Annotated in this window: 13 protein-coding genes; 5 read left to right on the forward strand and 8 right to left on the reverse strand. The window is 64.5% G+C overall.

Annotation, left to right across the window (positions count from 1 at the left end; translation table 11 throughout):
• Positions 1–2: 2 nt before the first annotated feature.
• From VCJ09_RS03000 to VCJ09_RS03025, 6 genes are all read right to left on the reverse strand, one after another.
• Positions 3–2,603: an EAL domain-containing protein gene (locus tag VCJ09_RS03000; RefSeq protein ID WP_324733061.1), complete on the reverse strand. Its 2,601-nt coding sequence runs from the start codon at positions 2,601–2,603 to the stop codon at positions 3–5.
• A gap of 108 nt (positions 2,604–2,711) precedes the next feature.
• Positions 2,712–3,323, reverse strand: a complete 612-nt coding sequence (locus VCJ09_RS03005) for a class I SAM-dependent methyltransferase (protein WP_324733062.1) — start codon at positions 3,321–3,323, stop codon at positions 2,712–2,714.
• Positions 3,324–3,340: 17 nt separating this feature from the next.
• A complete protein-coding gene (locus VCJ09_RS03010) occupies positions 3,341–3,694 on the reverse strand; it encodes a DUF5629 family protein (RefSeq protein WP_079204620.1) in 354 nt (117 codons plus the stop codon).
• 31 nt (positions 3,695–3,725) lie between these two features.
• On the reverse strand, positions 3,726–4,367 hold the full coding sequence (locus VCJ09_RS03015; protein ID WP_324733063.1) for an oxidoreductase: 642 nt from the start codon (positions 4,365–4,367) through the stop codon (positions 3,726–3,728).
• Between the two features lie 50 nt (positions 4,368–4,417).
• On the reverse strand, positions 4,418–6,184 hold the full coding sequence (locus VCJ09_RS03020) for a C13 family peptidase (protein WP_324733064.1): 1,767 nt from the start codon (positions 6,182–6,184) through the stop codon (positions 4,418–4,420).
• A 131-nt stretch (positions 6,185–6,315) separates the two neighbouring features.
• On the reverse strand, positions 6,316–6,771 hold the full coding sequence (locus tag VCJ09_RS03025) for a MaoC family dehydratase (RefSeq protein ID WP_324733065.1): 456 nt from the start codon (positions 6,769–6,771) through the stop codon (positions 6,316–6,318).
• A gap of 528 nt (positions 6,772–7,299) precedes the next feature.
• Between VCJ09_RS03025 and VCJ09_RS03030 the strand changes: the two genes are divergently transcribed.
• From VCJ09_RS03030 to VCJ09_RS03040, 3 genes are read left to right on the forward strand one after another with little or no spacing between them, the layout of a single operon-like run.
• Positions 7,300–7,662, forward strand: a complete 363-nt coding sequence (locus VCJ09_RS03030) for a CidA/LrgA family protein (RefSeq protein ID WP_324733066.1) — start codon at positions 7,300–7,302, stop codon at positions 7,660–7,662.
• Positions 7,659–8,375 carry an LrgB family protein gene (locus VCJ09_RS03035; RefSeq protein ID WP_324733067.1) on the forward strand — a complete coding sequence of 239 codons (717 nt, stop codon included), beginning with the start codon at positions 7,659–7,661 and terminating at the stop codon, positions 8,373–8,375. The genes VCJ09_RS03030 and VCJ09_RS03035 overlap by 4 nt, the downstream gene beginning before the upstream one ends.
• A 10-nt stretch (positions 8,376–8,385) precedes the next feature.
• Positions 8,386–8,976, forward strand: coding sequence for an LON peptidase substrate-binding domain-containing protein (locus VCJ09_RS03040; RefSeq protein WP_324733068.1), 591 nt, complete (start codon positions 8,386–8,388; stop codon positions 8,974–8,976).
• A gap of 16 nt (positions 8,977–8,992) precedes the next feature.
• On the opposite strand, the gene VCJ09_RS03045 is transcribed toward VCJ09_RS03040, so the two are convergent.
• Positions 8,993–10,309, reverse strand: a complete 1,317-nt coding sequence (locus VCJ09_RS03045; protein WP_324733069.1) for a bifunctional DedA family/phosphatase PAP2 family protein — start codon at positions 10,307–10,309, stop codon at positions 8,993–8,995.
• Positions 10,306–11,022 (reverse strand): DNA-3-methyladenine glycosylase, encoded by a 717-nt coding sequence (locus VCJ09_RS03050; RefSeq protein WP_324733070.1) that lies wholly within the window; start codon positions 11,020–11,022, stop codon positions 10,306–10,308. Before VCJ09_RS03050 ends, VCJ09_RS03045 begins: the two co-directional genes overlap by 4 nt.
• 192 nt (positions 11,023–11,214) lie before the next feature.
• Here VCJ09_RS03050 and VCJ09_RS03055 point away from each other — a divergent pair, with 192 nt between their 5' ends.
• Positions 11,215–12,483, forward strand: coding sequence for a glutamate-5-semialdehyde dehydrogenase (locus VCJ09_RS03055; RefSeq protein WP_324733071.1), 1,269 nt, complete (start codon positions 11,215–11,217; stop codon positions 12,481–12,483).
• Entirely contained in the window at positions 12,476–13,120 is a 645-nt protein-coding gene (nadD, locus tag VCJ09_RS03060) for a nicotinate-nucleotide adenylyltransferase (RefSeq protein ID WP_324733072.1), read from the forward strand. Before VCJ09_RS03055 ends, nadD begins: the two co-directional genes overlap by 8 nt.
• Positions 13,121–13,128: the final 8 nt, after the last annotated feature.

Below are 13,128 nucleotides of genomic sequence, written 5' to 3' on the forward strand. Positions count from 1 at the left end.
GCTCAGGCGCTGCTGGCGCCGGCCGGCTTGAGCCACTGCTTGAGCATTTGTGGCGGCTCCGGTTTGCCGAACAGATAACCCTGAAAGCGCTGGCAGCCCAAGCGCAGCAAGGCATCGCGCTGATCCAGGGTTTCCACGCCTTCGGCGATCACCGCCAGATCCATGCTCTGGCCGAGGGCGATCACCGTGCGTGCGATGGCCTCGTCATTGCGGTCGCTGAGCAGGTCATGGACGAAGGAGCGGTCTATTTTAAGCTGATCCAGCGGCAGGCGCTTGAGCTGGCTGAGCGACGAATAGCCGGTGCCGAAGTCGTCCAGCGAGAAACACACGCCATGCGCCTTGAGCTGGGTCATCTTGTCGATCAGCGCTTCCACATCCTCGACCAATAGGCTCTCGGTCAGCTCCAGCTCCAGGCGCTGCGGGTTGGCCCCTGTCTCATCCAGTACGGCGAGCACGTCGTTGACGAAATCACGGTGGTGGAATTGCCGCGCGCTGACGTTGACCGCCAGGCTCAATGCGGCCATCTCGGGCTGTGCGGCCCAGGCCGCCAGTTGGAGGCAGGCGCTGTGCAGGACCCAGCGGCCCAGGGGCAGGATCAGGCCGGTGGTTTCCGCCAGCGGGATGAACTCCGCCGGCGGCACCAGGCCGCGCTGCGGGTGCTGCCAGCGCACCAGGGCTTCGGCACCGAGCAACTGCCCGTGCTGATCGACCTGGGCTTGGTAGTACAGGACGAACTGGCGCTCCCTCAGGCCCTGGCGCAGGTCGCTTTCCAGCGCTGCGCGGGCGCTGACTTCGGTTTGCATCGCCAGGTTGAAGAACCTCAGGGTGTTGCGCCCCGCGGCCTTGGCCTTGTACATGGCCAGGTCGGCGTGCTTGAGCAGTTCATCGGCGTTGCCGTGGCATTCGGAAAACAGCGCCACGCCAATGCTGGCGGTGCTGGCATGGCTATGCCCGGGCAAGTCGAAAGGCGCGGCCAGGGCCTGGAGCAGCTTGCCGGCTACCCTGTCGATTAGCTGGAGGGCTTGCTCGGGCTGCGGGCTCAGGCCTTCGAGCACCAGCACGAACTCGTCGCCGCTCAGACGGGCCAGGGTGTCTTCCGTGCGTACCTCGTCGCTCAGGCGCCTGGCCACCAGCTGCAGAAACTGGTCGCCTTGATCGTGGCCGAGGGTATCGTTGAGGTTCTTGAAATTGTCCAGGTCGATAAACAGCAAGGCGCCTTCGAGCTGGTTGCGCGCCGCCTGGGCCAGGGCATGCTGCAGACGATCGAGCAGCAGGCGGCGGTTGGGCAGGCCGGTGAGTGGATCGTAGAAGGCCAGGCGATGGATCTGTTCGAGGCTCTTCTTGTGCTCGCTGATATCGGTGGAGATGCCGCACAGAGCATAGATGCGACCGTCCGGATCACGCAGTGGCAGCTTCACCGAGAGGTAGGTGTGCGCTCTACCATCCTTGCGGTTATGCAGGACTTCCTCGTATTCGACGCGTTCGCCGTGCTCGAGAACCTGTGTATCGACTTCGAGTAGTTGGGCGGCAGTGGCGCTGTCGAAGAAGGCCTCGGCGGTTTGTCCTATGGCCTGTTCCGCGGACTGTCCCAGCAGTTCGCAGATCGTGCGGTTGAGGTACTGGTAGCGAAACTCCCGGTCCTTGATGTACACATGGGGCTCGATGCTGTCGAGGATGGTGTTCAGGCGCGCTTCGCTGGCCTTGAGGTGGCGGGTCTTCTCGGCCACTTGGCGGCGCAGCAACAGGGCACCGCCGAGAGTCGTCAGGAGCAGGCCGGCAAGGATGGCCAGACCCCACCAGGCGGCGGTTGGCACCAGCAGCCGGGGTTGTTCGCCGCCCCAGCGCTGCAGGGTCTGGTAGTAATACGATGAGGGCGAGTCGTTCCACTCCAGCAAATGCCGATCGATGCTGCTCAACAGATCGCTGTTGGAGCCCTTGCGGGTGGCATAGAACAGTTGCGCGGGCTGGAACATGATCGGCGTGCTGCGTAGCTGGTAATGCGGTGCATGGAAGTCGCCGAACTGCTGGTTGGCCACTGCCGCCTCGGCCTGCTGATTGGCCACCAGTTCGAAACCCTCGGCCAGGCTTTGCACGGCAATCAGCCGGGCGTGCAGGCCAAAGCTGTCGAGCAGCGTTTGCAGGTAGTTCTGCTGAATGGAACCGTCCAGCACGGCGATGCGTCGGTCCTTGAGATCGAGGATCGATTGCAGGTTGGCCTCCTCGCGGCTATACAGCTGCGACCAGCCATACAGCGAGGGCTGTTGGTGAAAGTCCAGTTGCAGCGCGCGCTCTTCGCTGAAGGCCACATCCGGCAGCAGGTCGATCGTACCGTTTTGCGCCAGTTCCAGGCAGGCTTGCCAGTCGCAGGGCACCGGGGTCAGTTGCCAGTTTTCCTGGCGGGCGATTTCATTCAGCAACTCGCCGAGGATCCCGGAGATTTGCCCGTTCTGGCCCAGCAGGATCTTCGGCTCGTTGGCGTAGACCCCCACGCGCACCTCGCGCTGCTGCGCCCAGATCGGTGCGGCGCAGACCATGCACAGCGCCAGTAAGCCGCTAAGGCAGGTGTGGCGGGTATGGCAGGGGCGTGTCGAGGGTGGCTTCATGCGCTAACCGCTTTCAATCCAATGAGTTTATCCAGCAACCATGGACAGCATACGGGGTGATTGCCTCTGATGTCGGATAGCAACTACCCATGATCCTGTGCGCCTGGCTCAATGCGCCCAGCCGCGATAGACGAAGGTCATAGGCTTGGGCCCTTTCAGGTAGCCAGTCTGCAGCTCGGCGATGGTGAAACCGCCAGCGCCGATCAGCGCCGGAATGTCGCGGTTGAGGTGGCAGCCGCCGGCCAGGGGTTTCCAGTAGGGCGTCAGCCGCTGTTGCCAGCGCACTACCGGGGCATCCGGGGCCAGGCCGTGTTCGCAGAACAGCAGGCGGCCGCCAGGCTTCAGTACCCGGCGCATCTCTTGCAACGCGGCCACGGCGTCCGGGATGGTACACAGGGTAAAGGTACAGACGATGCTGTCGAAACTGGCCTCGCTGGCCTGGATCTGGCCCAGCTCCAGGGCGATCATCTCTACCGGTATGGCGCAGCGCGCGGCGCGGCTGCGGGCCAGGTGTTGCATTTCGGCCGAGGGGTCGACGCCGACGATCGCGCTGACTTTCGCCGCATCGTAGAACCCCAGATTCAGTCCGCTGCCGATGCCGATCTCCAGCACCCGTCCCTCGGCCAGCGGGACGATCTGCGCGCGGGCCTGCATCACCTCACCCATGCCGCAGGCGAAGTCGATCAGGTGCGGCAGGATGTAGCGGTCATACAGGTGCATGGCGCGCTCCGCTGGGATCAGTCGTCGCTGACTTCAGCGTCGTCGTTGTCGAGATTGTCACCGCGGATTGCCGCGAAGCATTTGATCCGGTGCTCTGCGTCGCCATCCGTCAGGTGCCAGCTGTCCGTCTCGGCATCGAAGCTCGCCGCGCTCACCGCAGCAAGGGAGAACTGCCAACGGCGGCGCGCGCTGCCGTCGGCGCAGTCGATGCTCAGCAGTGGCTGATCCTTGCTGTCGGCGCTGGCCGAGCCGGCGCTGACCTGGGCCAACAGTTCCTTGTCCAGGTTGAATTGCCAGGCGTAGAGGTCGTCGATTTCAAGCATGTCGGCGGCTTCGAGGGCTTCGATCAGGCTGTTGTGGGCTGTGCTCATGGTTTGACTCGATAGGGTGGGGGTAAGGGGATCAGCGGCCGAGGCGGCGCAGCCGGTCGGACTCGATGACGCGCAGGCCGCGGTCTTCTTCCAGGGCCAGGCGCCAGAGGGCGCGGGCCAGTACGGTGGCTTCGATGCCGTGGTATTTGCCCGGTAACCAGCGCGCCAGCGGCGCGGCCAGGCGTTCGCCGAGGCGGAATTCGTTGCGCGGGCCGAGCAGCAGAGAGGGTCGGGCGATGGTCAGCTGCGGCCAGTCCTGGGCGTGCAGTGCCTGCTCCATCTCGCCTTTGACCCGGTTATAGAATACCGAGGACTTGGCGTCGGCGCCGAGGGCGCTGACCACCAGCAGGTGACGTGCACCGAGCTCGCGGGCACGCTGGGCGAAGGCCACGACCAGGTCATGGTCGACGGCGCGAAAGGCATCCTGCGAGCCGGCTTGTTTGATCGTGGTGCCCAGGCAGCAGAAGGCCGTGTCGATGGGGCCGTTGAGTTGGGGCAAGAGGTCGAGCAGTTCACCCACCGGGTTTTCCAGGTGCGAGTGTTCGGCCAATGGCCGGCGGCTAGGCGCCAGCACGCGCGCGACCGTAGGTTCGTTGAGCAGGCGATCCAGCAGGTGTTCACCGATCAGGCCGGTGGCACCCGCGAGGAGGATGTGCTGGGGCGTCAAATACATAATCGTGGGGTCTCCGCTGATATCCATCAGCTTAACAGGCCGTTGAAAAACTACTGTGTACTGCGCTCGATACTTTGTTCGACTGGAGGGGCTGGGCTGGCGGTGCTGTTGTCGTCGGCTGCTGCGCTCAACGCCTGGCGCGCCTGTTGCTCGCGCAGGGCGCGCCAGTGTTGCAGGACCGCCTTGGCAGGCCAGATTTGCGGTTCGGAGGCCTCGAAGCCATCGGCTTGTTCACGCTCGGCGACTTTTGCCTTGGCCAGCTCGAAGGCGCGCAGCAGGTCATCGGTCTCGTTGAGGGCTTCGGCGAACAGCGCGCGGCCAAAATAGGTGAAGTCGTTGTCCTCCGAGCAACCGAAGGATACCCGGTCGGCGCGAGCGGCGGTCATCACCAGGGTCTTGTCGTCTTGCAGCAGGGGAATGAAGCCACCGGAGTAGCAGGCCGAAATCACCACCACCTTGTGCCGCTCGCGCAGCGGCTGCAGCAGGACGGCCAGTTCGCTGGCCGGCAGATCGCTCAGTTGCAGGCGCGGTTGATCGAGACTCAGCTCATGCCTGCGCGAACCGTGACTGGTCAGGTAGATGAAGATCAGATCTTCCGGCCCGCTGCGTTCGGCCAGTGCCTGCACCGCCCGGGTCAGGCTTTCACGGGTGGCCAACGGGCGGTCGGCGAGGTGATCACGGTGGTTGGCCAGGGTGATGCGGCCGTAGGCGGCGAAGCGCTCGCCAAGCAGTTTGGCGACGTAATCGGCTTCGCGCAGGAACACGCTCTGCTTGCCGTCGCCGGCCAGGGTCAGGGCATACAGTTCGATGGCGGGGGTGGAGGCGGGCAGGTCGGCAATGGCCTGATCGAGCAGGCGGCCCTGCGCCAGCAGGCCGAGCTCCAACGGGTCGGGCAGCATGCGACCCTGTTCGTCTCGCAGGCGTTGACCACGCTGCCAGATGCCGCTCTGCTGGTTGCCTGGGGCGAGGGTCAGAGTGCCGTTTCCCGCGTATTCGCCATTCTCGAAGCGACCCTGATAAAGGCTGCCATCGGCCAGGTGCAGGCGGCCTTGACCGTGGTAACGCCAGTCGCGGAACTCGCCGAGGTAGCGGTCGCCGTCAGTGCCCAGGAACTCGCCCGCGCCGTTGAGTGCGCCCGCGACGAACAGCCCGCTCCAGACATCGCCAGCGGCGCTCTGGTAGCGGCCTTTGCCGTGGAACTGGTTGTCACGGAAAGCGCCGCTGTAGAGATCGCCGTCAGTGTTTTTGAAACTGCCGGGGCCTTGCAGCTGGCCTTTATCGAACTGGCCGCTGAACTGGTTGCCGTACTCGTCGCTGCGCACGCCCTGGCCATTCGCCAGGCCTTTGCTGAACTGGCCGTGGAAGCTGCTGCCGTCTGCACGATCGAGGGTGCCCAGGCCATGGAACAGATCGTCTTTGAACGCGCCGCGATAAACCAGCCCGCCCTGCTTGAGGGTGCCTTCGCCGGCAAACCGACCCGCGGCGAAACCGCCCTGATAACTGCTGCCGTCAGGGTAGTGGCGTGTGCCCTGGCCATGAAAGGCGCCTTGCTCGAACTCGCCGACGTAGTGCTCGCCATTCGCGCCGTGCCATTCGCCGGGGCCATGCCACTGGCCATCCTTGAAGGTGCCGACGAACCAGCTGCCGTTGCGGTAATCCAGGCGGCCGGGGCCTTGCAGCAAGCCGTCGATTACCTCGCCGCGATAGCGCGCGCCGTCGGGCAGGGTCGCGTCCGCGGGTAACAGGGGTTCACCGTCGCCGCAGGCGGCAAGCAGCAGGGCGAGGCTCAGGGAAGCCAGGTTGGCGAGGCGGCGCATGGCAAGCATCCAGATCCAGGTGTTGCCGGAAGTATGCCGTAAACTATTGACTCTGCGCTGCCGCGCCGCCCAGCGCCGCTGCATAAGCGGCGTTCGCTCGGCTGAGTGAAGGCCGGTTATGCTTGCGCAGATCAGACGAAGCAGAGGGTCAGGGGTTCGGCCACATAGGCCGGTTTATCCTGGCCTTCGATTTCCAATACCGCGCGGGCCTTGAGCAGCCACTGGCCGGGATTTTTCTCGGTGGCGTCGGTCAGGGTCACCACCAGGCGTACCTTGGAGTCGACTTTGACCGGTTGGATGAAGCGCACGCTGTCCAGGCCATAGTTGATGGCCATTTTCAGGCCCTCAGGCATGATCATGATGTCTTCCATCAGCATGGGGATCAGCGACAACGACAGGAAGCCGTGGGCGATGGTCCCGCCGAAGGGGGTCCGCTTGGCTTTTTCCGGGTCGACGTGAATGAACTGATGGTCACCGGTGCATTCGGCGAATTGATTGATGCGTTGCTGATCGATGGTCAGCCAGTCGGAGCGTCCCAGTTCCTTGCCTACATAATTGTTGAGTTCTGCTACGGGTACTGACGGCATAGTTCCTCCTTGAGGAGACGGGTGATTTGTTGTTTTTCGAGTCGAACCGCTCAGGCCCTAGATCATCACGCGGCGCGCACCGGGTCAAGCCTGCAATGTCTTGCTGAATAGTGGGTTATAGCGGCCGGATGAGCGCTACTGTCCTCGGTTATGCGGCGTTAAGAGCAGGTTCGACAAGCCGCTTGCGGCTAATGCGCTTTAGCGTGGCCCCGTAGGGGCGAGCGCAACGCGCCATGCTCATGTACCGTTCGTGCCCGCGCGTGCGAACCCAGTCCGCTTGACTCGCTGCGCTCGCCCTACGGGCCAGCAGTTGGCTGTTACTCTGCTGCGCTGCGTTTCTCAGCTATTTTTGCCTCGCCTACCTTCGCTCGCTACGTTCTCACGCGGTCTTTTTCGACGGGCGCGTTGCCAGCCTATAATGGCCGCGGTGCGCCGTGGCCTGAGGTCCGGGCGCTATGCTTATGCGGTAACTGCTGGTCGGTTGTACCGCCGCGACGCTGTTTGTCACTTCAATCGGAGATTCACCCCATGCTGTTACGCGGCCTGTCCTGGCTGGTGCTGTGCCAGTTGCTCGGCACCGGACTCAACGTCTTGTTACTGCCGATGTTGCCAGGGCCGATTATCGGCATGCTGTTGTTGTTGCTGTTCCTGCTGGTGCACGGCGAGGTCAGCGAGCCCCTGAGTCTTGCCTCCAGCAACCTGCTCAAGTACCTGCCGCTGTTGCTGGTGCCACCTGCGGTCGGGGTGATGGCCTATGCCGATGCGATTGCCGCGGACTTCTGGGCGGTGATCGGGGCGCTGGTGTTGTCGCTGGTGCTGTCGGTGGTCTTCGCCGGCTGGATGATGCAAAAACTCATCGAGCGCCAGCAGCGTCGGCGGGGTGACGTATGAGTCTCGACTGGTACGGTGCCTGGCAGGCGGTCACGCATCATCCGTTGTTTGGCGCCGGGATTACTCTGGGTGCTTACCAGTTGTCCATCGCCGCCTACGAAAGGACCCGCTGGATGTTCCTGCAGCCGGTGCTGGTGTCGATGGCGATCGTTATAGGGGTGCTGTTGCTGTGCGGCCTGAGTTTCGCCGACTACAGGGTCAGCGCTGAGGCCCTGACCCTGTTCCTCGGCCCCGCCACCGTGGCGTTGGCGGTGCCGTTGTTCCTCAATCTGCGGCGGATTCGCCAGTTGTTCTGGCCGACCGTGCTGACCTTGCTGGTCGCCGGGGTGGTGGCTACGGTGCTTGGCGTGGCCCTGGCCTGGTGGTTTGGTGCCGACTCGATCATGTTGATGAGTATGGCGCCGAAGTCGGTGACCTCGCCGATCGCCATGCTGGTGGCCAGCCAGATCGGTGGTATTGCCGCACTGGCGGCGGTATTCGTGATGATCACCGGGGTGGTCGGGGCGATGCTCGGGCCGTCGCTGTTGCGCCTGTGCGGTGTGCGCCATCACGCGGCCATCGGCATGGCCCTGGGTATGACCGCGCATGCGGTCGGTACTGCGCGGGCCATGCAGGAAAGCGAAGAATGCGGCGCGTTCGCCGCGCTGGCGATGAGTCTGATGGGCATGCTTACTGCAGTATTGCTGCCGCTGGCGATCATCTTCCTGGTCTGAGGACAACCCCATGAATCTATCCCTGTTTCCGCTCAATACCGTGTTGTTTCCGGGTTGCCTGCTCGATTTGCAGATATTCGAGGCGCGCTACCTAGACATGATCAGTCGCTGCATGAAGCAGGGCGAGGGCTTCGGCGTGGTGTGTATTGTCGAAGGCGAGGAAGTCGGCGAGGCCGCCGGCCACTTCTCGGCGATTGGTTGTGAGGCGCTGATCTGCGACTTTCAGCAGCGGCCCAACGGCCTGCTGGGGATTCGTGTCGAAGGTGGTCGGCGCTTCAAGGTGCGCCACGCCCAGGTGCTACCGGATCAACTGACCGTCGCCGAGGTTGACTGGCTGGAGGAGGCGGCGGAGCAACCCCTGGGGTGCGAACATGCGGATCTCGTCGCGTTGCTCGAGGCCCTGGCCGAGCACCCGCTGGTCGCCGCCTTGGGCATGACTGATGCCGTCAGCAGTCAAGCGGCCCTGGCCAATCAGCTGGCCTATCTGTTGCCATTGGCATCGGAGCAGAAAGTGCAACTGCTGGCGCTTGACGAGCCGCAGGCGCGCCTGAGTCTGCTGCAAACCGTGCTCGATCAGCTACAGGGTGAAGTGACTGGCTAGGAGCCTGGCGGGCGGCTCAATAGCGGTATAACAGCTGCCCGGCCGACAGATGCCAGGTGGCGATGACCCCCAGCAACGCCAGGCAGGCGGGCACAACCAGCCACCACACCTTGGCGGGTAACGCCGGCAGCGGTGTGCGCCTTTGCGTCAGGCTCAGGCTCAGGGCGCACAGGCTGCCAGCCAATAAGGCACCGGCGACTATGTCGCTCGGCCAATGCACCCCCAGGTACACCCGCGACACGGCGATGGCCATGGCAGGCAGGCTGGCCAGCAGCAGCCAGGCCAGGCGCAGGCGGGCCGGTTGACCACGCCCGGCCAATACCCCGAGTACCAGAAAGAACGCCACCGCCGCGGAGCTGTGGCCGCTGGGGAAACTGAAGCTGCCCAGCGGTTCGAGCAGGACCTCCGGGCGGCTGCGGGCGAACCAGGCTTTCAATGCGCCGTTGGCCAGCGCGGTGCCGAGCAGGGTGGCGCCGGCAAACAGCGCTGCGCGCCACTGGCGGGCCAGCAACAGCAACAGGCACAGCAGGGTGCCGGCAGCCAATTGACTGGTGAAGTCGCCGAGGCGGGTGATCAGCACCATCAGCTGGTCGAGGCTGGCGCTGCGCTGTTCCTGAAACAACGCCAGCAGGCCCTGGTCGAGCGGAATCAGTTTCGGCCAGCCGATGAACAGAGCGCCTAGCAGCAGCAGGCTCAAACCCGCGGCGAGCAGGCTGGCGCGACGCTGTTCGCGCAGGCTGCTGTGCACGCTGAAAACCAGCACCAGCGCCAAGCCGCCGGCGAGTAGTGCGGCCTGCGGCCAGAAACCCTCCGGCAACGGCAGGCGTAGCGCCGCGCCGGTGGCCCAGCCCGGCAACAAGTAAGCAATAACCCAGCCCGCTGCGGCCAGCAGACTGACTGCGATGAAACGCCCGACAGGCATGTTGAGCATGCCGGCGACCATCGGCAGCATGGGCCGTAATGGGCCGATAAAGCGCCCGACCAACAGGCTGGCGACGCCATAGCGCTGGAAATAGAGTTCGGCGCCGGCCAGCCATTGCGGGTGATGGCGCAAGCCGGGCAGGCGACGAATATCCTGGTGAAAATAACGCCCGGTGGCGTAGGACAGGGCGTCGCCGAGCAGGCCGCCGCAGTAGGCCAGGGCCAGGGTTTCGCCGAGGGTCAGCGCGCCGCTACCGGCCAGCACGGCGACGGCGAACAGCAAAAATGTGCCCGGTATGATGATTCCGACGATCGCCAGGCATTCGGTACAGGCGATCAGGAAAATCGCCACACCCAGCCATTGCGGGTTGCTGCTGAGCCAGGCGGTCAAGCTGTCGAGCCATTGGCTCATCGGTGGGTATCCTGTGGGCCGAGTAGATGGTAGTCGCGTCCCTCGACTTGGCCACGACGCAGCGGATTGCGCGTGCAGCAGCGGGCGAAGGCGGCGTCGACGAAACGGTAGGGCAGCTGCTCGTCGCGTCCCCGGGGAATGCCCAAGCGGGCGGTTTGCACGACCTGCGCCGGCCGCTCGCCGACATCCTCGACGAACAGCCGTTGCGGATCGAAGCGCTGCGCGTCCCAGTCCACGACTTTCAGGCCGAGCGCTTTGCACAGCAAGGTCTGTCCGGCGCAGAGCTTGTCCAGGGCGCGCGGCTGGCCTTGGTTGTCCGGGTTGTTGGCCTGCATCTGCGCCAGGCTGGCGCCGTTCGAGTACGGGTCGAGCCAGGGATGGGCAGACTTGATCAGCACTGCGTTACCTGGGCCCTGTGCGCTGAAGTTAAGCGAGTCGTTGCCGCGCGCGTAATACATATAGATGTGCCCGCCGTCGAGAAACAAGGCTTTGCGTTTCTCGGTGTAGCCGAGCGAGGCGTGGCTGCCTTTTTCGTCCAGGTAATAGGCTTCGGTCTCGATGATCCGTGCGCTCAGCCAGAGCGTGCCGCAGCGGTGACGGATTACCTTGCCGAGCAGCTCGCGGGCGAGTAAGCGCGCGTCGCGGTCGAAGAAGCTGACGCTCAGGGGGCGGGCATGTGGCCAGGGCAGGCTGCGGGCGGGTTCGTCAGGCATGTGATTTCACGGGTTGCAGGCAGGCCTCAGGTGGGTCGCGATGATAGCAACAAGCGCCGTATCGGTGGCTGAGTCTGTCTTGGCCGGCAGGTCATTGCTACTGCTTGTCCACTATCCGCCAGGCGCCGCTGTGCGTGGGGCGGTGGCGCCGCTATAATCAGCCGCTTTAGTTATTGCCAGGCTACCGAGACCATGACCGAGTCCGTGCTCGACTATATGACCCGCCTGGGCCGTGCGGCCCGCGCCGCCTCGCGCGTGGTCGCCAGCGCCAGCACCGCGCAGAAGAACCGTGCCCTGCAGGCCACCGCCGAGGCACTGGATGCCGCGCGCGCCGAGCTGACCGCCGCCAACGAGCTGGATCTGGCCGCCGGCCGTGCCAATGGCCTGGAACCGGCGCTGCTGGACCGTCTGGCGCTGACCCCGGCGCGGATCGACGGCATGATCGAAGGTCTGCGCCAGGTCGCCAGCCTGGCTGATCCGGTCGGCGCGATTCGTGACCTAAGTTACCGTCCGTCGGGTATTCAGGTCGGCAAGATGCGCGTACCGCTCGGCGTGATCGGCATCATCTACGAGTCGCGGCCCAACGTGACCATCGACGCCGCCAGCCTGTGCCTGAAGTCCGGCAACGCCACCATCCTGCGTGGCGGCTCGGAAGCCATTCATTCCAACCGTGCGATTGCCGCCTGCATCCAGCGCGGCTTGGCCGCGGCCGATCTGCCGGCCGCCGCGGTGCAGGTGGTGGAAACCACCGACCGCGCCGCCGTCGGTGCGCTGATTAGCATGCCCGAATTCGTCGATGTGATAGTGCCGCGCGGCGGCAAGGGCCTGATCGAGCGGGTCAGTCGCGACGCACGGGTACCGGTGATCAAGCACCTGGACGGCATCTGTCATGTGTATGTCGACGCCCTGGCCGAGATGCCCAAGGCCCAGGGCATCGCCTTCAACGCCAAGACCTACCGCTACGGCATCTGCGGTGCGATGGAAACCCTGTTGGTCGATCAGGCCGTGGCTGCTGTATTTCTGCCGGCCATGGCGCAGATGTTCGTCGAGAAGGGCGTCGAGTTGCGCGGCTGCGAACGCACCTGCGCGCTGATCCAGGCAATCCCGGCGACGGAAGAGGACTGGAGCGCCGAATACTTGGCGCCGATCCTGTCGATCCGCGTGGTCGACGGCCTGGATCAGGCCATCGAGCACATCAATCGCTACGGCTCGCACCACACCGACGCCATCGTCACTGAGCACCAGGGCCGCGCCCGGCGTTTTCTCGCCGAGGTCGACTCCAGTTCGGTAATGCTCAATGCACCAACCTGTTTCGCCGATGGCTTCGAGTACGGCCTGGGTGCGGAGATCGGCATTTCCACCGACAAGCTGCATGCCCGCGGCCCGGTGGGTCTGGAAGGCCTGACCTGCGAGAAGTATGTGGTGATCGGCGACGGTCAGCTGCGCGGGCAGAATGCCTAAACGCATCGGTATATTCGGCGGCACCTTCGATCCGGTGCATATCGGCCACCTGCGCAGTGCGCTGGAAGTGGCGGAGTTCATGGCCCTCGACGAGTTGCGCCTGATCCCCAGTGCGCGGCCGCCGCACCGCGAGGCGCCACAGGTTTCGGCGCACGATCGCCTGGCCATGGTCGAACTGGCGGTGGCCGGCTTGGCACCGTTGTGCGTCGACGATCGCGAGCTCAAACGTGACAAGCCGTCGTACAGCATCGACACCCTGGAGTCGTTGCGCGCCGAGTTGGCGGCCGACGACCAGTTGTTTCTGATTCTCGGTTGGGATGCCTTCTGCGGGCTACCCACCTGGCATCGCTGGAACGCGTTGCTGGAGCACTGCCATATTCTGGTGCTGCAGCGCCCGGATGCCGACAGCGAAGCGCCGGAAACCTTGCGCAATCTGCTGGCGGCCCGCAGCATCAGCGACCCGTTGACCCTGGAGGGTCCCGGGGGACAGATTTCCTTTATCTGGCAGACGCCCCTGGCGGTGTCTGCCACGCAGATCCGCACGCTGCTGGCGAGCGGCCAATCGGTGCGTTACCTGGTGCCCGATGCGGTACTCACCTATATCCATGCGCACGGGCTCTACCGTGCGTCGAACTGAACACAAGG

The organism is Pseudomonas paeninsulae (genome assembly GCF_035621475.1).
In the GTDB taxonomy this organism is placed as follows: Bacteria; Pseudomonadota; Gammaproteobacteria; order Pseudomonadales; family Pseudomonadaceae; genus Aquipseudomonas; species Aquipseudomonas paeninsulae.